Source organism: Brevibacillus aydinogluensis, assembly GCF_961514395.1.
Taxonomy (GTDB): domain Bacteria; phylum Bacillota; class Bacilli; order Brevibacillales; family Brevibacillaceae; genus Brevibacillus; species Brevibacillus aydinogluensis.
In genome coordinates, this window is sequence record NZ_OY569118.1 from 873,285 (window position 1) to 898,599 (window position 25,315).

The following is a 25,315-nucleotide window of genomic DNA, read 5'->3' on the forward strand; positions in this document are numbered from 1 at the left end:
TTGTGAAAGCAGAACTGCAGCCAGCCGCGACACCGTCCAAACGGATCTCCTTCACTGCTTCGCCGTCCTTTGTCTACGTGCTGGTTTCGCCGCTGTTCCTGATCCTTTTGGCCTACGTCATCTATCCGCTGTTTGAAACATTTGCCACCAGCGTCAACGTGGACGGGCAGTTTACGTGGAAAAACTACGCCCGTTTCTTCAGCCTGGAGCACACGGCCAATCTGGAAGCGCTTTGGAACAGCGTATACATATCCGTGTTGAGTGTCATTACCTGCGGCATTGTTGGCGTGACGATGGCCTTTTTGCTGGAGCGCTACGAGTTCCCGGGGCGGAAAATCCTCTCCGTGCTCGCCCTGGTGCCGATGGCGCTGCCGCCGCTCATCGGCGTGCTGTCGTTTACGTTTTTGTACGGGGAAAGCGGCATATTCCCCCGATTGTTCAAGGAACTGTTCGGGCTGGAACAGGTGCCGTTTTCGCTGAAAGGAATATGGGGCGTCGTTGTGGTCCACACCTTTACCATGTACACATATTTTTTCATGACGGCATCGGCGGCGATCAAAGGTCTTGACCCGTCGCTGGAAGAGGCGGCGGCTAGCCTGGGCGCCAACCGCTTTACCGTCTGGCGGCGGGTGATTTTGCCGATGCTCACGCCAGCCATGGTGGCGTCGTCGCTGCTGGTGTTCATGATCTCCATGGCGTCCTACACGGCGCCGCTGATCTTCGGCATCGACCGGACGATGACGATGCAGATTTACCTGTCCCGGACCAACGGCGATCTGGACATGGCCGCCACCCAGTCGACCGTCCTGTCCGTCGTCTCCATTGCCTTTTTGCTGCTGATGCGCTGGTACCAAGGGGTGCGCAACTACCAGAACATGAGCAAGGGCATCAGCGTACACCGCACCGAGGTGAAAAGCAAAGCGGGCCGCTATGTCTGCATAGTGCTGGCCTTCATCGGCATCGTCATCCTGATGCTGCCGATCCTCGTGCTGGTGTTGATCTCGTTCTCGGTGGACGGCACCTGGACGGTGCAGATTCTGCCGCCGCAGTACACGCTGGACCACTACATCGACCTGTTTACGGACAGCAAGACCTGGCGGCCGATTGCCAACAGCCTGGAGCTGAGTGCGATCGCCACCGTCGGCATCGTCCTGTTCGGGGTGGCGGCGGCGTACGCGATGGTGCGGCTGCGCTTTCGCGGCAAAACGCTGCTCGACGTGCTGATCATGCTGCCGTGGGCGCTTCCCGGCACTGTTGTCGCCGTCAACCTGATCGCCGCGTTCAGTGAGCCGACCGTATTCAGCTTTGGCCAGGTGCTCATCGGCACGTTCTGGATCATCCCGCTCGCCTATTTCGTCCGCCACCTGCCGCTGGTGTTCCGCTCCACATCGGCCACGCTGATGCAGATGGACCCGTCGGTGGAGGAAGCGGCGCGCAATCTGGGGGCATCGTGGTGGTACAGCTTCCGCCGCGTCGTTTTCCCGATGGCATTTGGCGGGATTTTGGCCGGCACGCTGTTGGCGTTCGTTCAGTGTATCGGCGAGTTCGTCGCCTCCATCCTGATCTTTACGCCGCGGACGATGCCGCTGTCAGTGGCCATTTTCCAGCGCATGTACACGTTTGAATTCGGCACCGCGTGCGCATACGGCGTGCTGCAGATTGTGGTCATCATCATCGTCCTGTTCATCTCCAGAAAACTGGCTGGCGACAAGGCGGGCACTGCGGTGTAGTCAGGTTTGCGTTCGATTTAGCGTCCCGAAACCAGACGGCAGCGTCTGTGCATGTCCGTTTCAGCTACCTCAGGTCAATCCATGGCGACAGCAGGAACCGGCTCCATGGACGGCCATGATTGATGCATACATCAATCCCAATAAGGAAAAGGAGGAGCGTTCATTGAGAAAGGGGACATTTGCCAAGCTGTTTTCCGTCGTATCAGCCGTGGCCCTGGCAGGCACTCTGGTATGGCCGATGGCGCCCCGGACCGCCCATGCTGACCGGGGAGTGGTCGACTTGTACAAAGCGATCAAGCCGTTGACTACCATCGCCAGCGCCATGAACACGGGGGCTCACCCGGATGACGAGCACAGCGCGATGCTCGCGTACCTGTCGCTCGGCAAGGGTGTGGACACGTACAGCATCATCGCCAACCGCGGCGAAGGGGGCCAAAACGAAATCGGCAGCGAGCTGGGCAACGCACTGGGCATTATCCGTACTCGTGAATTGCAGGAAGCGTCCAAGGTCACCAACATCACGCTGGACATCCTCAGCGAATCGATCAACGACCCCATTTACGACTTTGGCTTTTCCAAGAGCCCGGATGAGACACTGTCCAAATGGGGAGAACAGGTCGTCTACGAACGGCTGATTCGCAAGATTCGCGAACTGCGGCCGGACGTGCTCATCCCCGCGTTTTTGAACGTACCCTCCACGCACGGACATCACCGCGCCATCAACGTGATCACGGTAAAAGCGTTCAAGGACGCCGCTGACCCGTCCGTGTTTCCGGAGCATCTGAAAAACGGGCTGCGCCCCTGGCAGCCCAAAAAGCTGTACGTGCCGGCGGATGAGAAAGACTACACGGTTCGCGTGCCGATCGGCGAGTACGACGAGGTGTACGGCGCGTCTTACCAGCAGTTGGGCGAGGAATCCCGCTTCATGCACAAGAGCCAGGGGATGGGGCGCCACTACGACGAAGGGCCCAGCTTCAACTACTACAAGCTGGAGCAGTCGACGGTTCCGTCCAAAGCCCGGGAATCGGACTTTTTCGAAGGCATCGCCTACACCTTTGACGACCTGGCCCGGGAAGTGGCCGGCAAGCCGGGCGGGGAAAAGCTGGCCAGGGAGCTTCGCACCCTGCAAAAAGACGCCGACGACGTGATCGCCGCCTACCCGCGCTTTGCCGACGTGGCCAGGGAAGTGCACGACATGCTGTCGGACGTGCAGAGGGCGCTGACCGTCGTGCAGGAAGCCAAACTGGACGAAGCGACCAGGGCAGACCTGACCCACCGTCTGAAGGTAAAGGAACGACAGCTGTACACGGCGAGTGCGGAGGCGCTGTCACTGGTGGCCAAAGTAAGGCCGGAGACAGGCGAACTGGTCGCCGGTCAGACTGCCACCGTAAAAGTGACGGCGTACAACGGCGGACAGGTGCCGCTGAAAGACGTCAGCCTGAAGCTGAATGTGCCGGAAGGATGGCGGGCCAAGCCGTTGGGGGCGACCAGCTTCGGCCAGGTGGGGTACAACCAGACCGTCACGGCCGCGTACGAAGTGGAGGTGCCGAAAGACGCCCCGCTGTTCCAGCCGTATCTGCCGCCGTCCATCACTGCGGACGTATCGTACAAGGCGTTCGGCTCCACCGCGGTCAGCCGCGTCGTTCCGTCTGACGCTGTCGCCGTCCTGCCGCCGTTCTCGCTGTCGCTCGACCCGGGCGCAGCTGTTCTGAACACGTTGAAGCCGCAAGAGCCGATTTCGGTGAAGGTGACGGTAAAGAACTACCAGCCGGGTGCGGCGGAAGCGGACATCTCGCTGGACGTTCCGGCAGGCTGGACGGTAGAACCGAAGGCAAGTCCGCTGGCGTTTGCCGCCAAAGGGGAGACCAAGTCGGTCGCGTTTACGGTAAAGCCGTCCGCCGCCGTCAAATCGGGCACGTACACGGTAACGGCCGTGGCGCGCGCGGGGGCAAAAGAAAGCCGCCATGGCGCCCAGGTGATCCGCTATCCGCACATCGGCACCACGTATTACGTCCAACCGGCGGAGCTGATGATCCAGGCGTTTGACCTGAAAGTGCCGGAGGGGTTGAAAGTAGGATACGTCTCCAGCGGTTTTGACAACATCGACGAGTACCTGAAACAGGTCGGCGTCAACGTCACCCTCCTCAGCGCCAAGGACATCGAGTCTGGCGACCTCAGCCAGTACGACACGATTGTGCTGGGCATCCGGGCGTACGGGTTCCGCCCCGAGCTGATTTCGAGCAATGCCCGCCTGTTGAAGTACGTGGAAAACGGCGGCAACCTGGTGGTGCAGTACCACAAGCCGGAAGACAACTGGAAGCCGGAGTTGGCGCCGTACCCGATCACGATCGGCACGCCGCTGATTGAATGGCGCGTCACCGATGAAAACTCGAAAGTTACCATGCTTGCGCCGGATCATCCCATTTTCAACACACCCAACAAGATTACGGAGGAAGACTGGAACAACTGGATTCAGGACCGTTCCGCCTACAACCCGTCGCAGTGGGGCAAAGAGTACGTGGAGCTGATTGCAAACGGCGATCCGGGCGAGAAGGAGTTTACCGGCACATTCCTGACCGCAAAATACGGCAAGGGGACGTACACCTACAGTTCGCTCGTCTGGTACCGTGAAATCCCCGCCCTGGTGCCGGGAGCCATCCGCATGTTCGTCAACATGGTCAGTTTGAAGCAATAAGGCAGGAAAACGGGACGGGAGAGACGGCCGCAGTCGGCCGTCTTCCCCGCTTTTCCCGGCTCCCCGGCAGTGGGGAACCGCGAAAAAACAGAAAAGGAAACGGCAGGGAAGGAGAAACGTCAATGGACTACAAAGAGCGGATATTTCAACGGGAAGGAGCCCGGTTCCCCGGAAAGACGTACGCGGAGGCCGTGCTGGAACCGGCTTTTTCGGAAGCGAAAACCCATCTGCTGACGCCGATGATGGCGATCAACAAGGCGCATCTGATCATGCTGCGCGAACAGAAGCTGATCACGGAGGACGAAGCGAAGGCGATTGCCCGCGCCCTCACTGCCATCGACCTGGACGGGCTGCGCCGCTCAGCCTATACCGGACAGTTTGAAGATTTGTTCTTTCAGGTAGAGAGCCGTCTTTTGGAGCTGGCCGGGGACGTGGCCGGCAATCTGCACCTGGCCCGCAGCCGCAACGACATGGGCGTCACCATCTACCGCATGGTGCTGCGCGAGAAGCTGCTGGCCACGCTGGCTTCGGCACTCTCTCTGAAAGAGCATTTGCTCCTGTTTGCGCAAGAACACACCGAGACGGTGATGATCGGCTACACCCACACCCAGCAGGCGCAGCCGACGACGATGGCCCACTACATCACGGCCGTGGCTGACTCGCTGTCGCGGGACATCCGCCGCCTGATCAGCGCCTACCGCACCTGCAACCGCAGTCCCATGGGAGCGGCGGCGCTGACCACCTCGGGTTTTCCCATCAGCCGGGAGCGAATGCGGCAGCTGCTCGCCTTTGACGAATTGGTGGAGAATTCCTACGACGCGATCGGCGGGGCGGACTACCTGGGCGAAACGGCGGCCGCCGTGCAGGTGGCGGCAATCAACCTGGGGCGGACGGTGCAGGATATGCTGCAGTGGTGCACGCAGGAGTTTGACGTGCTGAAAGTGGCTGACCCGTATGTTCAGATCAGCTCGATCATGCCGCAGAAGCGCAATCCTGTCTCGTTTGAACACATGCGCTCCATGCTATCGTCCAGCGCGGGCAACGCCGCTGTCGTCTTGACGATGATGCACAATACGCCGTTTGGCGACATCGTTGACACGGAGGACGACATGCAGCCGTACGCCTGGCGCAGCCTGTCCGTCCTGGAGCAGATGTACCGCCTGATGGCCTGTGTGGTCGGCACGATGGACGTAAACAAGGAGGGGCTGCTGGAACGGACCAAAGGCAGTTTCGCCACGGTGACGGAACTGGCCGACACGCTGGTGCGCATCGACCGTCTGTCCTTCCGCACGGCGCACCACATCGTCAGCCGCGTGGTGAAGGAGGCGGCGGCCCAAGGGCTGCGGGCGGACCAAATCAGCCTCGAGCTGGTCAATCAGGCCGCTTTGGCTGTCATTGGACGGACGCTGACGATTACGGACGAGCAGCTTCGTCAGGCGCTCGATCCGGTATATTTCGTCGCCGTTCGCAAGCTGCCCGGCGGACCCAATGCGGACGAAATGAAGCGGATGATCGGCGAACGAAAGCAGTCGCTGCAGGCAGAAATGGCCTGGCTGAAGCAGGCCCGCGAGGCGTGCGACCAGGCGATGCGCTATTTGGATCAGGTCATGGCCGAATGGAGTGAACGGAAATGACAGCGGTACACATTCCCCTGCTGGCCGTGGACGGCGGCGGCACGAAATGCCTCGCTGTTCTGACAGACCGGTCCAAGCGGACGTTGGGTGCGGGACGGGCCGGTTCCTGCAACTACCAGGGGATTGGCAGGGAAGCGGCCGCGCGGGAACTGGCGGCCGCAATCAGCCAGGCGCTGAATGAGGCGGCGGGGCGGCTGCCGACAGCCGCTCCCCACGACAGCATGAGCCGTACAGCATGGGAGATTGAGTGCGCCGTATTTGGCCTGGCTGGATTGGATACAGAGCACGACCGGCAGGTGATCACGGGCATGGTCCGCGACGTCCTGAAGATGCTGCGGATTCGCGTCCGCCACCTGATCGTGGAAAATGACGGCTTTGCCGCCCTGCTGGGAGCGACCAACGGAGAGCCGGGCATTCTCGTGATCGCCGGGACCGGCTCGATCGCGTTCGGGGTGAACCGGGCGGGCGAGACGGCGCGCGCAGGCGGATGGGGTCACCGCGTCGGCGACGAGGGCAGCGGGTACTGGATCGGCAAACAAGCGATCATGGCTGTATTGAAAGCGGCGGACGGCCGCGGTGAGCCGACGCTGCTGGAAAGCCTGCTGCTGCCGCATCTGGGGCTCGATCGGGTGGAGGAACTGTTTAACTGGACGTACGGCCCGGACTACTCCGTGGAAAAGGTGGGCGAACTGTCGCCGTTCGTCAGCCAGGCGGCCGACTCGCAGGATCGGGTGGCCGCGTCAATTCTCAAGGCCGCCGGTGAAGAGCTGTTTCTCGCTGCCCGCGCCGTCATCGAGCGGCTGAGGATGAGAGAGGAGCCGTTCAAAATGATCCTCCAGGGAGGCGTGCTGCAAAACGACGAGCGCGTCCGCCGCATCGTCATCGAGCACGCCCGCCGCTACACGCCGCAGGTGACCATCGACAAGGCGCAAAACGATCCGATCTTCGGCGTGATAGCCAAAGGACTGGCCTATCTGGAGAAACAGGCCGGCGAGAGCGAGGTGTGATGATGAAACGACTGATGTTTGTCTTTCCCCATCCTGACGATGAATCGTTTGCCTGCGGCGGGACGCTGGCCAAATGCAGCGATGCCGGACAGGAGACCTGCCTGATTTGCGTCACGTCCGGCTGCAAGGGGCGTTCCGGCCCGTTTGCGCTTGACAGCCGGGAGGCGCTGGCCCGCCACCGCGAACAGGAGCTGGCCAAAGCGGCGAACATCCTCGGCATTACGCGGCTGGAGCTGTACCGCTATCCCGACGGCGGGCTGGCCGAAGTGGATCCCCGCGAACTGGCCGGACGGCTGGCGTCCGCCATCGTGGAGTGGAGGCCACACGTGGTGGTCACGTTTCCCCCCGACGGGGTGACGGGCCATCCCGACCACATCGCCGTCTGCCGCGCGACCGGCATGGCGGTGGAGCAGGCGGAGCAGGTACTGCCGCCAGACGATTGGCCCGATCTGTACTTCGTCTCCATCCCGCACTACTACGACCATTGCCCGGACAAAGGACCGGCGCCCGCCGTGCCGATCACCGGCAAGGTGGACATCACCCGCTACCGCGACCGCAAAGGGGAGGCGCTCCGGGCCCACCAAAGCCAGGTCTATTCCGTCAACCGCGCCTACCCCGGCGTCATGGAGGGAGACTACGGGGTGATCGGCTGCTACGAGTATTACACGCTGGTCCGTTCCGGCGGCCGCCCCGTGAAGCCGGTCGCGCCGGAGAACGGGATTCCGGTGATGGAGTTGTAGCGCATGCGAATTCGCAGGACGTTTGAGCGATAGCAAAACAGCCTAAGGTGGCATACTGCCGCGTTAGGTTGTTTTTTTGTTGGTATGGAAAAAACGAAAGAAACATCTGAATGAGGAGGCATCAGGGATGTAGTATTCTTCCGCGTCTGGGTTAACAGGCAAAATATTCAAAAATATCTAACATGTTAAATAAAAAGAAAGGATTACCGATAACAAACATGTGGTTATTTTTAACATGTTTGGAGGTTTTGTGTTTGAGAGGAAGAATGAAACGATTTTTTGTTCAACTTGTCGTTGCGGCCATGCTGGTAACTGGTGTGGTGCCATCCGTTACCCCCTGGGAAACGGCTTATGCAGAAGAGATGACACCTACCCAAGAAGTGATGCATCCGGGACAATCGGCATCCGCAGAACAGATGCCGCCTTCTGCCAGCGAGTCAGAGGTCGAACTGGTGGAAATGAAGCCTTCTCATTCAAAAGTAACCTTGAAAGAAGGAGAATCGACAAACGTCCAGATAACCGCACGTTGGTCGGATAAAACGCTCCATGATGTTACAAAAAAGGTGACCTGGAAGTCAGATAACGAATCGGTGGTAAAAGTCAAACGGGGAAAACTGACGGGCCTCTCCAAGGGGAGCGCCGTCGTCACCGTGACATACAAAGGCAAAGACACAAATATCTCGGTAGAGGTAGTAGCTAACGGCGAAAAGGAAAAATATTCGGAAGCGGTGGCGGATGAACACCAACCCGAATCACCCGTAAATGAGCAAGAAGATCAGATACAGGCGGACGAATCTCAAGGCGAAGAACAAGTGGATGCGCAACCGCAACGAGAAGTCCGCGCCGTCGACAAGTTTGAAGTGACGGTGGAAAAGGGCGAAACGGTCGTTTTTGTCAACATTTCACCGAAATACAGCTATTCCATTACGACAAACGGCTCCTCGTCCAACAACCGAACCTACGACTATGCCGTTTACAAGAGTGACGGGAGCGTGATGAATCAAGATACGGATTCCACAGTGACGAGCAAGACCGTACCGGCCGGAGGGAAACTGGTCGTCACCGTAACCGGCAACCCCATGGTTTTTAAGGGCTCAACCGAATATTTCACGTACTCCACAAGTATGATACCCGCCCTGTTTCGTAAGACGCTGCGAAAAGGGGAAACCATCGCTGTCCTAAATACGGGAGGCAGCAGCGAATCGATTCTCGCGAGCGGATCATCTACTCAGAAATACAGCTATCAGGTGTTCAAAAGCGACGGAAGCGTATACGCTGAAGCGTTTGATTCTTCCGCCAAAACGCCTATTATCCCTGCTGGTGGAAAACTGGTGGCCGAAGTGACGACCAGTCAACCAGTAACCTTTGCCGGTTACTACGAAATTTTCCAGGTAGAAGAAACAGGCGGAGCTGTATTGGTGAACGAAACGGTTTCCAAAGGGAGAACTTTCGTCTTTGTCAACCAAAGCGGAGACAGCCAAAAGGTGAATATCGACGCTTCAAAGACGGACAAACGCACGTACGATTTCGCCATTTACAATCAGGACGGCACTGGGAACGACTTTGATAAAGACGCATCCACCACGTATAAAACAGTTCCCGCCGGCGGGAAGTTTATCGTTACGGTAACATCGGAAAATCCGGTGAACTTCCAGGCGTTCCAATCGGTATTTACTGGAACTGAGAGTGACAAACCGGCTTTGTTCGAAAGGACCGTTTTTAAGAACCAGACGATCAGCATCGTCAACTCGAGTACAAAGAGCACAGCCATCTCGGCACAGGGTTCGTCCGCTCGCAGGTTTAGTTATGAATTGTGGAAAAGCGACGGGACGGTTTCCTCCCGCATTTTTGACACACAAGCCACCAGTGTGACGATACCGGCGGGCGGAAAGATGGTGGCCACGGTCACCTCGGATGACCCGATCATGTTTTTCGGGTACGAGGAGATTTTTCGGGAAGAAGAGCCGTCGGACGCTTTGCTAGTGAAGACATTGCAGCCGGGGGAAAGCTATGTTTTTGTCAATAAAAGCGACAAGATCCAAAAAATTGATATAGATGGCGCAACTTCATCTCCGAGCACGCGGATTTACGATTACGCGAAATACAAAAGCGACGGTACGGAGCAAGAGCAGGACAGCGATGCCGAAGCGTCCTACAAATTGGTCCCGGCAGGCGGCAGGCTGGTGGTGACGGTCACAGCCGATCACCCCGTCACCTTTAAGGGGTTTGCCTCAGCCTTTGAAGGGTACGAAATTCCTTTCCCTGCCTTGTTGAAAAAGACCGTGTCCAAAAACGAAACGATTGCCATAGCCAATACGAGCGCCGACAGCGCAAGTATCATGACGACCGGTTCGTCTCGGCAGAAGTTCAGTTATCAGATTTGGAAAAGCGATGGAACCCTGTACAGGCAAAACCACGACTCTGCGGGAACGGCCTTGACGGTACCGGCGGGGGGGAAGCTTGTGGCTTCCGTCACCACGGATGAGCCGGTAACGTTTGCGGGGTACTATGAACTTTTCCGGGAAGAGACGGCCGAGACAATTTTGCTTACCAAAACCCTGTCCAAAGGGCAATCGCATGTGTTTGTCAACAAGAGCGTGGACATCCAGGAAGTGGCGATGGATGCCTCTTCCTCATCGGCCCGTACGTTTGATTACGCGATCTATAATGCGGACGGAGACGGTTACGCGCAACAAAGGGATGCAACCGGTTCGAGCAAGACTGTTCCTGCGGGCGGAAAGCTGGTCGTGACGGTGACTTCCGAGGATCCCGTCACCTTTAACGCGTTCCGTTCCTGGTTCGAAGAGCAGGACAGTAAACAACCAGCGTTGTTTAAACAGTCGATTTACCCGGGCGAAACGTATGCTTTTGTCAACACGAGCCAGTGGACCAGTTCTGTTGATATTGAGGGAACCGGACGAAAGGTCTCCTATCGACTGTATGACCAAAACGGCGCACTGATCCGCGAAAACACCGACTCGGTTGCCAATACCCTTTCCACACCGGCACAAGGGAAACTGGTCGTCACGGTAACGGGAGATAGTCCAGTCGTGGTATCGGGGTACCATGAACACTTTATGGTCCAGGCCGGAGAGGGATCGAGCCTCTCTTTTACAGACATCGCTGTTGATTCCTTTGCGGATGTGAACAAAGGACAAGGAGAGGCGGCTTACTTCAAATTTACAACTGGTAAAACCGGGCTCTATCGCCTGTTTACGTCTCCGTACCAAGGGAACGGGGCGGAAGCGGATACGATTCTTCGCCTCTATGCCGATCCGCTGCTGCAAAACGAGATTGCGCTAAACGACAACCACGACGGTCCGTACGGAAAGCTGTTCTCCAAAGTGGAAGCAATCCTGCAAGGAAACACGACCTACTTCGTGAAAGTGGAACCGGGTGCCAACAGTGTAGCCGTCACAACCCGTTTGACAGTGGAAGCTGATTTGGACCACTCCCGGGAGACTGCTACACCAGCGGAGTGGGACGAAATCTACACGGATCGACTGTCGTCTCCGTATGACGTGGATTACTTCAAGCTCGCGCTGGATGAGCTGGCGGACATGAACCTTTATGTAACCGCAAATGTGCTCATCTTAGAGGATAAGGACGGGAACCCGCTCAAAACGTTTTACGCCAATCAGGAGGACACGCTATTTATCCCGGAAGAGACAGGGACTTATTACGCCAAGGTGATTTGGGACAATGGCAGTCCTGACGAAAGATCTGCCCGAGTGACAAAAAGAGCTGTTCCTGAAATAGGCGGAGGCTACCGGGCAGGGTTTCATCACGTGGAAAGAGTCTCCAAGTATGGTGTAGTAGACAGTACCCCCGGATTTCAAAAGTCTGTCACGTTACGATGGAGATTCTACGAAGGTCATCCTCAGGCGGTTATTAAGGTGAAGCGGTCAGGTTCCAACCTCGTGGTATACGAAGAAATTCGGACTAATCTGCCGGCCAAAACCTATCTGTATTTCACATGGGACGGGCGGGTGAATCAGCCGAATGCAGGCTCGTATGCCGAGAATGGTATGTATAAGGTAGAGATTATCGCAACAGACGCTCCTGCATATCCTATTCACTCCTGGATTTCAGTAAGAAATACAACAGATCCTGAGGAATACGATTTGCAAGTTTTAATTGATCAATATAACCGGACGATTCAGGCAGAGAAAATTAAACGCATGCAGGAATACTTGATCAAGATGCAATTCTATGATGGTCCGGTTTCCGGCCAGTATAACGAAGAGTTCCTCCACAGTGTCATCGCTTACGAAGCAACATTGAACAAGTGGAGCACTCATGTTGCACGTGATGTATACGAACGTGGGCTTGGCTATTTAAATGAAAGAGGAGAAGTAACTGATCGTTTGCTGGGGTATGCGTATGTGGATGTCTCTTTGGGGCGAGATAAGTATAACAGTTTAACAGAATTATTCTTAGCTGGCGATCAGGAAATTTTTACGGTTTTATGGGAAGCCCGTAAAGGACCACTTGTAGCAAGCATGGCTTTCTTTAAAAAGGGAGGAAAAATAACTAAGGAAGCAGTTAAACTCATAAATGAAACCCCAAAAGTAAATATTCCTTTTAAAGATATTATTTTTAATAACAATCAATTAGGTACGAAATGGGGGAAACATAGATTCGACTACCCGGAATTAAATAACTATGAAGAATACAAGAATTTTGCGAACGATATTTTTAAAGTACATGATAAAGTAGTTCGTGATGAGAAAGCGGGAGAGATTTACTTTATTCGAGGAAATAATTTGTTGCGGGTTAAAGAGAATGGTGAATTCGTTAGTCTTTACCCTGGTGCTTTTTCGGATAGGGTTCTACGCTTACTAGACTGAGGTGATCGAATGGGGGCCCAATTAAACGTAACCCTCTATACAAGGAGGGGTATCGAATTTTCAGAATGTAACAAGATGCTTCGCAAAAACAATGTCATTTGCGACATTATCGAGATCGAAATCATCGAGGATTGGGAATATCATCATCAACATTTCTTATCTCCAGATACCGACCTTGCCCTGTTGCATGAACATATCGAGCAGGGAAAGATTTGCTTTGTTCGCTGCATGGTAAACCAATCGGTACATGGAGGGTGCTACGTACAAAAGAACAACGGCATCTACGAGCTTTCTGCATGGTTCGATCTGGACCGATATCCGGAATTGGATGTAGATCATGTGTCGGAGAGAAATCGCTGGTTTTATGAAAGACTTTCCAGAGAAATTAGCAGTCTGGTAGAAAACAAAGATTTTGTGATTGGCGGTGTTGGCGTCGAGACAACCATCACCTATACAGACAATGTGAAGAGGATGATTGAGAATAGTTACAACGTTATCCGATGGTTTTTACCATTCTCTTTTGGCGAACCAAATATCGGTTATCGAGAAGAGAAAAAATTCAATTTGTACATGCTGGATAAAGTAGAGTAAATCAAATCCCCAACAACTAACAAGTTCAGCGGTCTGTAAGCGGCTGGTCGAGCACGGAAGGAATCATTCTCGGCTGTACGGAGGATCGGGCTGTTGATCTGACAGGAGGACACCCCCACGATGGACCGATTTGCCAAGACACCGGACCCACCCTATTACGCCGTCATTTTCACGTCGCAGCGAACGGAGGGAGAGAACGGCTACGGCGAAATGGCCGAGCGCATGGTGCGGCTTGCTTCCGGGCAGCCGGGCTTTCTCGGCGTCGAGAGCGTGCGTGACGGGTCCGGCTTCGGCGTGACCGTCTCCTACTGGTCGTCTCTGGAGGCAATCCGCGAGTGGAAGCGTCATGAGGAGCATCGGGCCGCCCAAGAGAAAGGAAAAACCGTCTGGTACGAACACTACGTCACCCGCATCTGCAAAGTGGAGCGGGACTATGCCCTGGACAGCTTGCGGTAACATAAAAATGGCCCCAGCGAAAATCAAATACCAGTTTCAGCCTGTCAAAAGACGTGGTACCCTGATGAAAAGGGACTGCGTCTTTTTGGTAAGCGATGCCCATGCTGCGCCGAAAGAGAGCGTCTCTGTCGGGAGGAGGGAGCATGATGATCGACAGGCTGGATCATCTCGTGTTGACCGTCCGGGATGTGGAGGAGACCTGCCGTTTTTACGAACGGGTGCTGGGGATGAAAGTCGTCACCTTTGGCGGGGGCAGAAAGGCGCTGCAGTTCGGCCGTCAAAAGATCAACCTGCACCAGGCGGGCCAGGAATTTGAACCAAAGGCGCATCACCCCGTTCCCGGCTCGGCCGACCTCTGTTTGATCGCGTCCGTCCCGCTGGAGGAAGTGATCCGACATCTCCACGACTGCGGAGTTGCGATTGTGGAAGGGCCGGTGGAGCGGACGGGCGCGACGGGGAACATCCTGTCCGTCTATTTCCGCGATCCCGACCACAATCTGCTGGAGGTGTCCCGCTACATAGGGAGTTGACCATCAGGAACGAAATGATCGAAACGATGCGACGGAACTGGCGGCGCCAGGGGGCGAACGACTGGACGTCCGATTGTTCACGCCTGGCAGTACAGGGGGAAGCGGCTTGCTCTCCGTGGAAGCGCCATCATGTAGAAACGCCATCATGAAAAGGAGGGCGGCGAGTGAACAGCAAGGAACCGACCCGTAACCATTTTCTGTCTGTTGCCGAAATTGCCGACGCGCTGGGGCAGCGCCAGCCCGGCATCATGGGAGAGAAGCACCTGGGCCGCTTCAGCGTGCTGGTGCCGCTGGTGGAGCGGGATGACGGAACGTTGGCGGTGCTGTTTGAAAAGCGGGCGCGCACGATGCGGCGGCAGGCCGGAGAAATCTGTTTTCCGGGAGGGCGGGCCGAAGAGGGAGACGCCTCCCCGTGGGAGACGGCCCGGCGTGAGACGAGCGAAGAGCTGGGGCTGGCCGCTAAACGCATCCGCCAAGTGGGGACGCTGGATACGGTGGTGACGCCGTTTGCCTGTATCTACCCGTTTGTCGGGCAGATCGACTCGCTTGCAGACATGTCGCCCAACCCGGCCGAAGTGGAAGAGGTGTTTTGCGTGCCGCTGCAAACGCTTGTTGCCACCCGGCCGGAAGTGTATCCGGTGAAGATGAAGGTGGAGCCGGGAGCGGACTATCCCTATCACCTGATACCGGGCGGCGAGCGGTATCCGTGGCGGACCGGCACCGTCCACCACTTGTTTTATCGGGTGGAGGGGCGCGTGATCTGGGGGCTGACCGCACGGATTCTGGCACATTTTCTGGAACTTGTGGGTCCTGACGGCGAAGGACAAGCCGAACGCTGATTCCGATTGCGAAAGGAGCGTATCATGCATGTGGCCAACAAACGAGGCAACCAAACGACTGCAGGTGCAGTGGCCGATCATCCAGGCCCCGATGGCCGGCGGGGCGACGACACCTGAGCTGGTCGCCGCTGTTTCAAATGCGGGCGGGCTGGGCTCGCTGGGGGCAGGGTACATGAGCGGTGAGCAGATCCGCAGTGCGGTTCGCGCCATCCGTCAATTGACCGACAAACCGTTTGCGGTCAACCTGTTCATCCCGGAGGAGGTCAGCGGCGATACGCGTCCGGGCGAAAACGTCCGGCGGCTGATGAACGAAGCGAGGCGGCGGCTGGGCATCCCCGAAGACCCGGACGTCGGCCGGTTTGCCGAACCGTTTGAAGAGCAGATGGCGGCGGTGCTGGAGGAAGAGGTGCCAGTGTTCAGCTTCACGTTTGGCCTCCTCGAGCAGCGCTGGATGGCGGAGCTGAAGCGGCGAGGGGTCACGGTGATCGGCACCGCCACCACGGTGCGCGAAGGCGTGGCGCTGGAGGCGAGCGGCGTCGACCTGGTGGTCGCGCAGGGCAGCGAGGCAGGCGGGCATCGCGGCTCGTTTTTGCCCGATTCCCCCGACAACCTGATCGGCTTGATGGCCCTGGTGCCGCAGTTGGCGGACAGGCTGAATATCCCGGTCATTGCCGCCGGCGGCATCATGGACGGGCGGGGGATCGCGGCCGCGTTGGCACTGGGGGCAGAGGCTGTACAGGTGGGCACGGCGTTTCTGGTCTGCACGGAGAGCGGCGCCCATCCGCTGCACAAACAGGCGATCCTGGAGGCAGGCGATGACCAGACGGCGCTGACGATCGCGTTTTCCGGCAAGCCGGCGCGGGGCGTCTGCAACCGGTTCATGCGCGAGATTGCCCCGTACCGGGATGAAGTGCCGCCCTATCCGGTGCAAAACGCCTTGACCCGCGACATCCGGCAGGCCGCGGCGAAACAGCGCGAGCGCGACTACCTGTCGATGTGGGCTGGCCAGGGGAGCGGTCTCTCCCGCCAGATGGACGCGGGGACGCTGATGCGCCGTCTGGTTGAGGAAACGGAACAGGCGATGGCACGTTTCGCCGGCCGGACGTAAATGGCATCACGGCCGGGATCGCGGCCGTCGAAGGCTCCCGCACGTCCCCCGCGCGGCGGTGAGCAGCATACGGACAGATGAGATGAAATCATTCATGCGGGAGAAGGGAGGATGGCACACCTTGGGCATGCTGCGCATTGTTCTGTTTGTGCTGTCGTCGCTTTTGCTCCTGTCATGCTCCAATTCCGAGCGGACGCAGCCGGGCATGCTGCACATCGAACCTGTCGATTTGTTCGCCGGAGATGCCCAAAAATTCAAACCGTTCCTGGGAGACATGTCAGGGGCCGTCAAAGTGTCCTACGAAGGAAAGAAAGAGACGATCCGGGCTGTGGTTGAGGTGTGGGAAAACGGCGTCAAAACGGACATTGGGCAGGCGTTTGACACAATGACCCGCGCGTCAACCAATAACAGGCATTACGACGGCCAGTTTCTCATCTCCGTACGAGAGTCGGACGCCAACAACGAAGCCAGCACGCGATACGTGGTCACTTCCGCTTTTGCCGACGACAGCGAACAGTCCAGCGTCCGGACGGAACTGGACGCCGGGCGTAAACATATGGCAAGAGGGCTGATTCAACTTCACGACAGTGTACAGGTTTCGGAAGGGGAACAAGTAGCCGTCTGGGGCATGCAGGCGACGGATGAAAACGCCATGCACGTGATGGATTTCTCCCCCGAGCGGCTAAAACTGGCAAAGTGGGCGTTGATTGTCAAGCTGTCGGCCGTCGATGGCACCGAGGTTGAAAAATAGATCGTAATGCTGTTCGCCAGAGTGCTGACGGAACCCCGTCGGGAACCTCGCCTCTATCGGCGCATTATGTGTTCGGCTGGCGGGGTGATTGCGATACAATAGAGGGGGAACGAGCATGAACGAAATTCGTGTCAGAGCCCTGGTCGAGTCGGACCGGCTGTGGCTGGGCGGCTTTCTCCGTGAGCATTGGGGCAGCTCAAACATGGTGTACGGCCACGGACTGCAGGTGTTTGCCTGTGACGAGCTGCCCGGATTTGCCGCTTTCTGCGGCGAGGAGCTTGTCGGGCTGGTGACCTACGCTGTCGCCGACGGCCAGCTGCAGGTGGTCTCGCTGGACAGCGTGAGGGAAGGCATCGGCGTCGGCACCTCCTTGATGCTGGCGGTGGAACGGGTGGCGCGCGACAGCGGAATGGATCGCGTTTGGCTGTTGACGACCAACGACAACCTGAATGCCCTGCGCTTTTACCAAAAGCGGGGGTACGTACTGGTCGCTGTCCACCGCAATGCTGTGGAGCAGGCGCGTCGGCTCAAGCCGCAAATCCCGACCGTTGGCAGTGACGGCATCCCGCTGCGCGACGAGATTGAGCTGGAAAAGCGGCTATCGCCGTAGCCGCGCGGCATCGCTTGAGAGCGCCGGCAGGCACCTGCGGCCATCATCCGACCGGGCGGCAGCACGCGATGAAGCAAGACAGCAGATGGAGGGATGGAGGATGAAGCAAGCATTTGCCCTGCGGGGAACGGTGGTCACAGGCGGCACGTGCGTGGCTGACGGCCTGGTCGTCGTGGACGGCGGCACAATCGCCTACGCGGGAACGTCAGCCGGGTACGCCGGACCGCTGCCGGAACGGGTGGAGACGGTGAAGGACGGCTGGATTTGCCCGGGGTTCGTCGACATACACATGCACGGCATCGCCGGCTGCGACACGATGGACGGGACGCCGGAGTCGCTTATGACGATCTCCCGGGCGCTGGCCCGATTCGGCGTCACGTCGTTTTTGGCGACGACGATGACAGCCCCTTACGCGGAGTTGGAAAAGGCGATCCGCAACATCGCCGCGGTCAGCCGAGCCGGGACGGAGGGAGCGGCTGTCGCGGGCATTCACCTGGAAGGGCCGTGGATCAATCCGCGCTACAAAGGGGCGCAAAACGAGGCCCACATCGTCGCACCCAAATTGGCGGAGGTGCGCCGGCTGTACGAGCTGGCAGACGGACTGCTGAAGGTGGTGACGATCGCGCCGGAGCAGCCGGAAGCGCTGGAAGCGATCCGCTGGCTGAAGGAGCAGGGGGTCATCGTCTCCGCCGGGCATACCGGGGCCACGTTTGCCCAGGCGCAGCATGCGGTGGAGTGCGGCGTGCAGCACTTTACCCACTGCTTCAACGCCATGACGGGACTGCACCACCGCGAGCCGGGGGTGGTCGGTGCGGCGATGGTGCACGAACAGTTGAGCACGGAGCTGATCGCCGACGGAGAGCATGTGCACCCGGCCGTGATGCGCATTTTGTATCGGCTGAAGTCGTTTGGGCGCCTGGCCCTGGTCAGCGATTCGATGCGGGCGGCGGCGCTCGGCGACGGCGTGTACGACCTGGGCGGCCAGGCAGTGCACGTGCGGGGAACGCAGGCCAAACTGGCGGACGGCACGCTGGCCGGCAGCATTTTGACGCTCAACCGGGCGGTGCAGAACATGGTGACCCTGTGCGGCGTGCCGCTGCCGGAAGCGGTCGCCATGGCGTCCCAGACACCGGCGGAGATCGTGGGCCTGAGCGGGCAAAAAGGGCGCCTGGAGGCGGGGTACGACGCGGATATTACCGTGCTGAACCTGTCGTACGGAGTGGAGGCCACCTATGTAATGGGCAGACAGGTGTACCGCGCACAGGCGTGATCAATGGCACAAAAGACTGTCCCGTGGGGGATGGCACCGTCCAGCGGGGGTGCCGTCTGACACAGCATGAGCATCATCTGCTGCTGCATCGGCGCAGCAGATCCGAATCGCGAATAAAGGAATGGCAGGCAAAAGGGGGAGGGTGGTCTCGTGAAGTACGCGGTCGTATGTGCCGGGCTATGGCTGGCCTGTTTGGCGGCCGGACTGTATTTCGGCTATTGGAACACGTTTGCTGTCGTCGGCGGAGCGGCGTGGCTGTTCAGCGCGGTCTGTTCGGGAGCGCTGCTGAGCGGCGACCGCATTCGCGCCAACTACGCGACGGAAACGGCGGAGGATCGCAAGCAGCGGCAGAAATGGGCGGGACGCTTGTTTCTGTTCGGACTCCCTTTTGTCGTGACGGCCATTTTCCTGTTATGGTCTACAAGCTGAGCGAAGCAGCACGAGTCTGCTTCGCTCTTTTTTTCATGCCAAGTCGCGGCGCCCATCAGCGATTCGAGCGCGTCACGGAATCATCCACGACAGGACGTTGGATTGCAGGAACGTGATCAGGCCGACCAGCACCACCAGGATGATGCTGTGCTTCAGCGTAAAGCGGACGAGGTCGGCCTCCTTGCCGGCCAACCCGACGGCGGCACAGGCGACTGCGATCGATTGCGGCGAGATCATCTTGCCGGTGACACCCCCGCTGGTGTTGGCGGCAATCGCCAGGACGGGATCAACCCCCAACTGCGTGGCCGTCACTTTTTGCAAATGTCCGAACAACAGGTTGGACGACGTGTCGGAACCGGTGATAAACACGCCGAGCCACCCGAGGAACGGCGCAAAGAATGGAAACAGCACGCCGGTTGAAGCCAGCAGGGTCCCCAGTGTCGTGCTCATGCCGGACGCATTGGTCACGTAGGCAAACGCGACAACCGAGGCGATGGTCACGATCGGGAAGCGCAGTTCGTGCAGCGTTTCGGCAAAAGTGGAACACCAATCTTTCCAGGATATCCTGACGATGAACTTGGTCACGACAGCGGCGACCAGGATCGACGTGCCGGCAGCAGCCAGCAGTTCCAGTTTGAACACGGCGGCCATCGGGTTGCCGGCGGTGTCGATAATCAGCTTGTGCAGGCCGGGGACTTCCGGCGTAAAGGTAAGCAGCTTCCCGAGCGGATTAAGCAGGTTCAGCAGGGGATTGCTCCCCTCGTATGTGCCGAGCAGGGCCTTTTTGACAGGGGGGAGTCCCCAGAGAAAGATGAAGACGGTAAGCATGACAAACGGCGACCACGCCTTGACTACCTGCAAAGAGGAATGCTTTGGGCCGGCGTGCCCTGCTGAAGCGGCAGCGGCCGCCAGTTCAAAGGAGGCCTGCTCGGCGGAAAAGCGAAACACCTGCTTGGGCTTCCAGACTTTCAGAAAGAGCGCCAGCGCCACGATGGAGACGAGCGCGGACAGGATGTCGGGCAGTTCCGGTCCCAGGAAGTTGGACGTGAGGTACTGGGTAAGCGCAAACGAGACGCCGGAGACGAGAATCGCCGGCAGGACCTCCACCGCTTTTTTTACCCCTGCCATGATGACGATCAGGTAAAACGGCACGAAGGCGGAGAGAAACGGAAGCTGCCGCCCGACCATCTTGGAAATCTCCATCGCGGGCACCCCTGTCGGCCCCTCCACGGCGAGGATGGGAATGCCGATCGCGCCAAATGCGACGGGTGCAGTGTTGGCAATCAGACAGAGGCCGGCGGCGTAAAGCGGGTGAAAGCCCAGACCGACCAGCAGTGCGGCCGTGATAGCCACCGGAGCGCCAAAGCCGGCCGCCCCCTCCAGAAACGCGCCAAATGAAAAAGCGATCAGCAGCACCTGCAATCGACGGTCTTCGGTAATCGACACGACAGAGGCGCGGATCAAATCAAACTGGCCCGTCTTCACCGTCAGCTTGTACAAAAACACGGCACAGATGATGATCCAGCCAATCGGCAGCAGGCCGTAAACAGCTCCCTGAACCGACGACATGACCGCCATCCGGACCGGCATGCCGTAGACCAATACAGCGACGAGCACGGCCAGGAGCAGCGTGGTGATTCCGGCCACGTGCCCTTTCATGCGCTTGATCGCCAAGGCCCAGAAGAAGTACAGAATCGGGACGAGTGCCGCCAGGGCCGAGAGTACGATACTCCCATTGAGGGGAGCGACTGTTTGTGTCCACGTCATGGAAAAACACCCCGTTTCTACATGAGTTCAAAGCAGGAAGCACGACAAAGTAATAAGGTCACCTGATGAATTGGTGGTTGAGAGTCCGTTCCGTCACGAGCGTACTGTATGCGAATCAAAGAAAGCGTTTGCAAAAACAGTAAGGCAAATGTCCGGCAGCGCCCTCCTTTCCGGTGGACATGAACGAGAGTCATTCGTCATGTAGTAAGGTCATCTGATGAATTTTTGGTGAATGATTACCTCGATTATAAAAAGCAGGAAAAAAAGATTCAAGAAAAATTTTGAATCTTTTGATCGGTCGGCGCTGCAAAAAAACGGCACGAGCCCCCGCCCGTCCTAAAAAGGCGGAGCCGAGGGCTCGCTGCTCATTTGTTTTCCTTGGTCAGGGGCAGTTCGGATCGCTGCAGGTGTTTGGCCATCAGCTCCATCCCCCGTTTGGCGTCACGATTTTTGATCGCTTCCACCAGCTGTTTGTGCTCCTCGTACAGTTTCATGGCCGACTCGGTATGCAGCCACAGCTTTCGTATGTCCTGCATCGTGCGAAACAGGGAAGAGGCGAAGTTCTCGATCAGCGATTGCAGGATCGGGTTCTGCGTGCTGCGGGCGATGGCCAGGTGGAAGTTGACGTCGTAGAGGTGGCTGATCTCTTCGTTGCCCAGCGCTTCTTTCATCTGCTTGAGAATCCGCTCCAGCTCTTCGATGTTTTCGTCCGTGCGGTTGTATGCGGCCAGTTCCACACAACCGATCTCCAGAATCTTGCGCACCTGCATGATCTGCAGCAGTTCCACCTGCGGGTTGTTCAACTGCAGCATGGTTTCCGCTGATTGGAACGGGGCGCTTTTGACAAACGTCCCGCCGCCCTGCCGCGACTCGATCAGCCCCAGGGCCTTGAGGTGGCTCAACGCCTCACGGATGGTGGACCGGCTAACGTGATACTGCTTGGCCAGATTTTCTATCGTATCCAGTTTGTCACCAGGCTTGAGCAGGCCGGATTCAATGATTCGCTGCAACTCTTCGGCGATAATTTCATAGCTTTTTTTATGCAGAAACATCCGGTTACCTCCATGGCAGTGATAATTCCACTCTACACTTTTTTCCTGAATTATGATAGTCTGGTGTAAATTCATCAGATAACCTGACATATTTTTGGTCAGGCATACCCAAGCGACGAACTGGAGGAGAAGCATGGATGAACGTCTCGCTCTTTGTCACCTGTTTGTCTGATGCCGTCTATCCCCGCGTGGGAGAAGCGGTGGCCCGCCTGTGCGCCAGGTACGGCATCCGGCTCCGCTTTCCCGACGGGCAGACCTGCTGCGGCCAACCCGCGTTCAACAGCGGGTACTGGGATGCGGCCCGAGACGCGGCCAAGACCATCATCGACGCGTTTGCTGAAAGCGATTTCGTGATTGCCCCGTCCGGCTCCTGTGTGGGAATGATTCACCATCACTATCCCGCGCTGTTTCAAGACGACCCGGTCTATTTGCAAAAGGCGGAATCGCTGATCGAAAAGACCTATGAATTTTCGCAGTTTTTCGTCAATGTTTTGGGGGTGACCGATCTGGAGGCGACCTTTCCGCACACGGTCACGTATCATCCGTCCTGTCATGCCAGCCGGCTGCTCGGCGTCAAGGACGAACCGCTGTCCCTCTTGTCCAATGTAGCCGGGCTTCGACTCGTTCCGCTGCCCTATGCCGAAGACTGCTGCGGATTCGGCGGGACGTTTTCGGTCAAGCTCCCCGACATTTCTCTGGCGATGGCGGCGGACAAAGCGGAGCACGTGCTGGAGACGGAGGCGGAGGTCCTGGTCGGAACGGACATGGGCTGCCTGATGAACATCGGGGGCCGCTTGATGCACGAAGGCAAACAGGTGCGGGTGATGCACCTGGCGGAACTCTTGTACGAAGGGGTGAACAGCAGACGATGAGCGGACATCATACGGCCGATACCTTGGAGCAGCGGGCGAAAATCGCCCTGCGCGACCAGTTTTTGCGAAATGCCGTCAAGTTTACCACCAAGAAGCTGCGCACCGGCAAGCAGACAGCGGCGGACGAACTGGGCAACTGGGAAGCCTGGCGCGAACGCGGGCGACAGATCAGACTGCACACGATCGCCCATCTGGATTACTACCTGAGCCAATTTGTCGCCAACCTCAGGGCGGCGGGGGGATACGTTCACTTCGCGGCGGACGCCAGGGAGGCTGTCGACATCACCTTGCGCATCGCCAGGGCGAAACAGGCGAAATCGGTGGTGAAGTCCAAGTCGATGGTGTCTGAAGAACTGCACATCAACCAGGCGCTGGAGGCGAACGGGATCGAGGCGGTGGAGACCGATCTGGGAGAGTACATCATCCAGCTGGCCGGGGAAACGCCGTCCCACATCATTATTCCCGCGATCCACAAGAACAAAAGCCAGGTGGCGCAGCTGTTTTCCCAGGTGGCGGGAACCGATCTCCCGGCGGAAACGGCGATTCTTGCCGGATTTGCCCGCACCAAGCTGAGGGAGAAGTTTCTCGCCGCCGACATCGGCATGACCGGCTGCAACTTTGCGATTGCTGAAAGCGGTTCGATTGTGCTTTTTTCCAACGAAGGAAACGGCAGAATGGTCAGCACGTTGCCCAAGACGCAGATCACCTTCATGGGGATGGAGCGAATCATCCCCTCCTGGGAAGATCTCGAAGTGATGGCGACGCTGCTGCCCCGTTCCGCCACCGGACAGAAACTGACCGTGTACATGTCGGCGATTACCGGTCCGCGGCGCAGCGGAGACGGCGACGGGCCGGAAGAGCTGCACGTCATCATCATCGACAACGGGAGGTCCCGCCAACTGGGCGACCCGGAGTTTCAGGAAGTGCTCAACTGCATACGCTGCGGTGCCTGCCTCAACGCCTGCCCGGTCTACCGGCACGTGGGCGGCCACGCGTACGGCTGGGTGTACAGCGGGCCGATCGGCGCCGTGCTCACGCCTCTGCTGAATGAAGACCGGACCAAGTGGGGCGAGGTGGCGAACGCTTCCAGTCTTTGCGGCGCCTGCTATGAAGCGTGTCCGGTCAAAATCCCCCTGCACGACATGCTGGTCTACATCCGCAGGAGAAATGTGGAGAGCGGACTGACCGCACCTGCGGAGAGGCTGGGGATGAAGGTGTTTCGACTGGCTGCCTCCAGTAGCCACGCGTTTCGGCGAACGATCAAGCTGGGGCGGATCGGACAGGCCGCGCTGCTGCGAAACGGCGTGATCCGCGCCAAGTGGGGCCCGTTCAAGGGATGGAACGCGGGGCGGGTGCTGCCGGGTTTGGCCGGGCAGCCTTTCCGCGAGCGTTGGTCCGCCCTGGAACAGGAGCTGCGTGATGACAGCACGGAGATGAGCGACGAGATTCGAAAACGGCTGCAGGATCAGCTCGAGCAAAGGAGGAAACGCTGATGAACCGCACTCTATCCCCAACCGGCCATGAGGAAATTGATCGGCTGCATCGCGAATCTCTGGAAAAGGAACAGGCATTCTTCGCGCGGATTGCAGAACGCCTGGGACGGCCGCAGCTCACCAAGCCGCCGCAGCGCACGGTAAAGGGAGCGCCCGATTTTTGGAACGATTATGCGCTGGACAGGGAGGACAACGTGGAGTTGTTCATCAAAAACTGGAAGAGTCTGGGCGGGGTTGCCAGGCGTTTTGCAGACACGGCCGCTCTCGGTCAATTTCTCGAAACGTTTGCCGCCGAGACAGGCGTGAAGCAGGTGATCCGAGCCGATCATCCGCTGATGGAAGAACTGCGGGTGGACGTCCGCATGAAACCGGCCGAGGTACACGTCTGGAAAAAGGAATCGGGCGAAAACGGCGGGCGTTCGCGCCTGTTGGAAAAGGCAGCCGACGCCGACCTGGGAATCGCCGTCGTCGACTTTGCCATTGCTCACACCGGTTCGGTGGTGATCGCCTCCGGGCCGTCTCAGGGCCGCTCGATCAGCCTGCTGCCCACTGCGTTCATGGGCATTGTGAAGGCATCTGCGATCAAGACGAAAATGGGCGAGGTGCTGCGCGAGATCGCCGCATGGAGCGGGTGCGGGCTGCCGGCGGGCATTCACTTTATCACAGGCCCCAGCCGTTCGGCCGACATCGAGAACGACCTGACGATCGGCGTGCACGGACCGGGGATCGTCTACGCATTGGTCCTTGACGACGAATGACGAATCATTATATGTGTGGTCTGCAAACGAAAGCGGGTGTCTTCAACTGACGCCCGCTTTTGCGTTGGGGAAGCGGACAGGCGAGAAAAAGCATTGTCGCCGCTGCGTGAACGACGGCCGCATCGTCTTGGTC

General features: G+C 58.2%; 20 protein-coding genes. 18 read left to right on the forward strand and 2 right to left on the reverse strand.

Features of this window, described 5'->3' with window-relative positions; translation table 11 throughout:
* Nucleotides 1-2: 2 nt before the first annotated feature.
* From Q7F15_RS04210 to Q7F15_RS04280, 15 genes are all read left to right on the forward strand, one after another.
* Entirely contained in the window at nt 3-1,730 is a 1,728-nt protein-coding gene (locus tag Q7F15_RS04210) for an ABC transporter permease (RefSeq protein ID WP_171565904.1), read from the forward strand.
* Nucleotides 1,731-1,893: 163 nt separating this feature from the next.
* Nucleotides 1,894-4,425 carry an NEW3 domain-containing protein gene (locus Q7F15_RS04215; RefSeq protein ID WP_304415153.1) on the forward strand — a complete coding sequence of 844 codons (2,532 nt, stop codon included), beginning with the start codon at nt 1,894-1,896 and terminating at the stop codon, nt 4,423-4,425.
* Between the two features lie 122 nt (nt 4,426-4,547).
* A complete protein-coding gene (argH, locus tag Q7F15_RS04220; protein WP_171565906.1) occupies nt 4,548-6,059 on the forward strand; it encodes an argininosuccinate lyase in 1,512 nt (503 codons plus the stop codon).
* A complete protein-coding gene (locus tag Q7F15_RS04225; protein ID WP_230077335.1) occupies nt 6,056-7,066 on the forward strand; it encodes an N-acetylglucosamine kinase in 1,011 nt (336 codons plus the stop codon). Before argH ends, Q7F15_RS04225 begins: the two co-directional genes overlap by 4 nt.
* Nucleotides 7,067-7,068: 2 nt before the next feature.
* Nucleotides 7,069-7,806 carry a PIG-L deacetylase family protein gene (locus tag Q7F15_RS04230; RefSeq protein WP_304415154.1) on the forward strand — a complete coding sequence of 246 codons (738 nt, stop codon included), beginning with the start codon at nt 7,069-7,071 and terminating at the stop codon, nt 7,804-7,806.
* Between the two features lie 254 nt (nt 7,807-8,060).
* A complete protein-coding gene (locus Q7F15_RS04235) occupies nt 8,061-12,656 on the forward strand; it encodes an Ig-like domain-containing protein (RefSeq protein WP_171565909.1) in 4,596 nt (1,531 codons plus the stop codon).
* A 75-nt stretch (nt 12,657-12,731) separates the two neighbouring features.
* A complete protein-coding gene (locus tag Q7F15_RS04240; protein ID WP_171565910.1) occupies nt 12,732-13,247 on the forward strand; it encodes a hypothetical protein in 516 nt (171 codons plus the stop codon).
* A 120-nt stretch (nt 13,248-13,367) separates the two neighbouring features.
* The gene (locus Q7F15_RS04245) at nt 13,368-13,703 is read left to right on the forward strand and encodes an antibiotic biosynthesis monooxygenase family protein (RefSeq protein ID WP_171565911.1); all 336 of its coding nucleotides are present in this window, start codon (nt 13,368-13,370) and stop codon (nt 13,701-13,703) included.
* Between the two features lie 143 nt (nt 13,704-13,846).
* Entirely contained in the window at nt 13,847-14,233 is a 387-nt protein-coding gene (locus Q7F15_RS04250) for a VOC family protein (RefSeq protein WP_253264281.1), read from the forward strand.
* A 164-nt stretch (nt 14,234-14,397) separates the two neighbouring features.
* Nucleotides 14,398-15,072 carry an NUDIX hydrolase gene (locus Q7F15_RS04255; protein WP_230077333.1) on the forward strand — a complete coding sequence of 225 codons (675 nt, stop codon included), beginning with the start codon at nt 14,398-14,400 and terminating at the stop codon, nt 15,070-15,072.
* Between the two features lie 28 nt (nt 15,073-15,100).
* Nucleotides 15,101-16,180, forward strand: a complete 1,080-nt coding sequence (locus tag Q7F15_RS04260; RefSeq protein ID WP_212132093.1) for an NAD(P)H-dependent flavin oxidoreductase — start codon at nt 15,101-15,103, stop codon at nt 16,178-16,180.
* Between the two features lie 127 nt (nt 16,181-16,307).
* A complete protein-coding gene (locus Q7F15_RS04265; protein ID WP_304415155.1) occupies nt 16,308-16,931 on the forward strand; it encodes a hypothetical protein in 624 nt (207 codons plus the stop codon).
* 115 nt (nt 16,932-17,046) lie between these two features.
* A complete protein-coding gene (locus Q7F15_RS04270; RefSeq protein WP_171565914.1) occupies nt 17,047-17,541 on the forward strand; it encodes a GNAT family N-acetyltransferase in 495 nt (164 codons plus the stop codon).
* A gap of 100 nt (nt 17,542-17,641) precedes the next feature.
* The gene (nagA, locus tag Q7F15_RS04275) at nt 17,642-18,811 is read left to right on the forward strand and encodes an N-acetylglucosamine-6-phosphate deacetylase (protein ID WP_304415156.1); all 1,170 of its coding nucleotides are present in this window, start codon (nt 17,642-17,644) and stop codon (nt 18,809-18,811) included.
* A 150-nt stretch (nt 18,812-18,961) separates the two neighbouring features.
* The gene (locus tag Q7F15_RS04280; RefSeq protein WP_304415157.1) at nt 18,962-19,240 is read left to right on the forward strand and encodes a DUF5316 domain-containing protein; all 279 of its coding nucleotides are present in this window, start codon (nt 18,962-18,964) and stop codon (nt 19,238-19,240) included.
* 72 nt (nt 19,241-19,312) lie between these two features.
* Here the strand turns inward: Q7F15_RS04280 and Q7F15_RS04285 are convergent, their stop codons facing one another.
* Nucleotides 19,313-21,007, reverse strand: a complete 1,695-nt coding sequence (locus Q7F15_RS04285; protein WP_171565917.1) for an L-lactate permease — start codon at nt 21,005-21,007, stop codon at nt 19,313-19,315.
* 365 nt (nt 21,008-21,372) lie between these two features.
* The gene (locus tag Q7F15_RS04290; RefSeq protein ID WP_212132089.1) at nt 21,373-22,059 is read right to left on the reverse strand and encodes a FadR/GntR family transcriptional regulator; all 687 of its coding nucleotides are present in this window, start codon (nt 22,057-22,059) and stop codon (nt 21,373-21,375) included.
* A 137-nt stretch (nt 22,060-22,196) separates the two neighbouring features.
* Between Q7F15_RS04290 and Q7F15_RS04295 the strand changes: the two genes are divergently transcribed.
* Genes Q7F15_RS04295 through Q7F15_RS04305 form a run of 3 tightly spaced genes read left to right on the forward strand, consistent with a single transcriptional unit; the run spans nt 22,197 to nt 25,182 of the window.
* Nucleotides 22,197-22,931, forward strand: a complete 735-nt coding sequence (locus Q7F15_RS04295; RefSeq protein ID WP_212132088.1) for a (Fe-S)-binding protein — start codon at nt 22,197-22,199, stop codon at nt 22,929-22,931.
* Complete coding sequence (locus tag Q7F15_RS04300; RefSeq protein ID WP_212132087.1) at nt 22,928-24,424, forward strand: LutB/LldF family L-lactate oxidation iron-sulfur protein; 1,497 nt, start codon at nt 22,928-22,930, stop codon at nt 24,422-24,424. The genes Q7F15_RS04295 and Q7F15_RS04300 overlap by 4 nt, the downstream gene beginning before the upstream one ends.
* The gene (locus Q7F15_RS04305; RefSeq protein ID WP_212132086.1) at nt 24,424-25,182 is read left to right on the forward strand and encodes a LutC/YkgG family protein; all 759 of its coding nucleotides are present in this window, start codon (nt 24,424-24,426) and stop codon (nt 25,180-25,182) included. The genes Q7F15_RS04300 and Q7F15_RS04305 overlap by 1 nt, the downstream gene beginning before the upstream one ends.
* Nucleotides 25,183-25,315 lie beyond the last annotated feature (133 nt).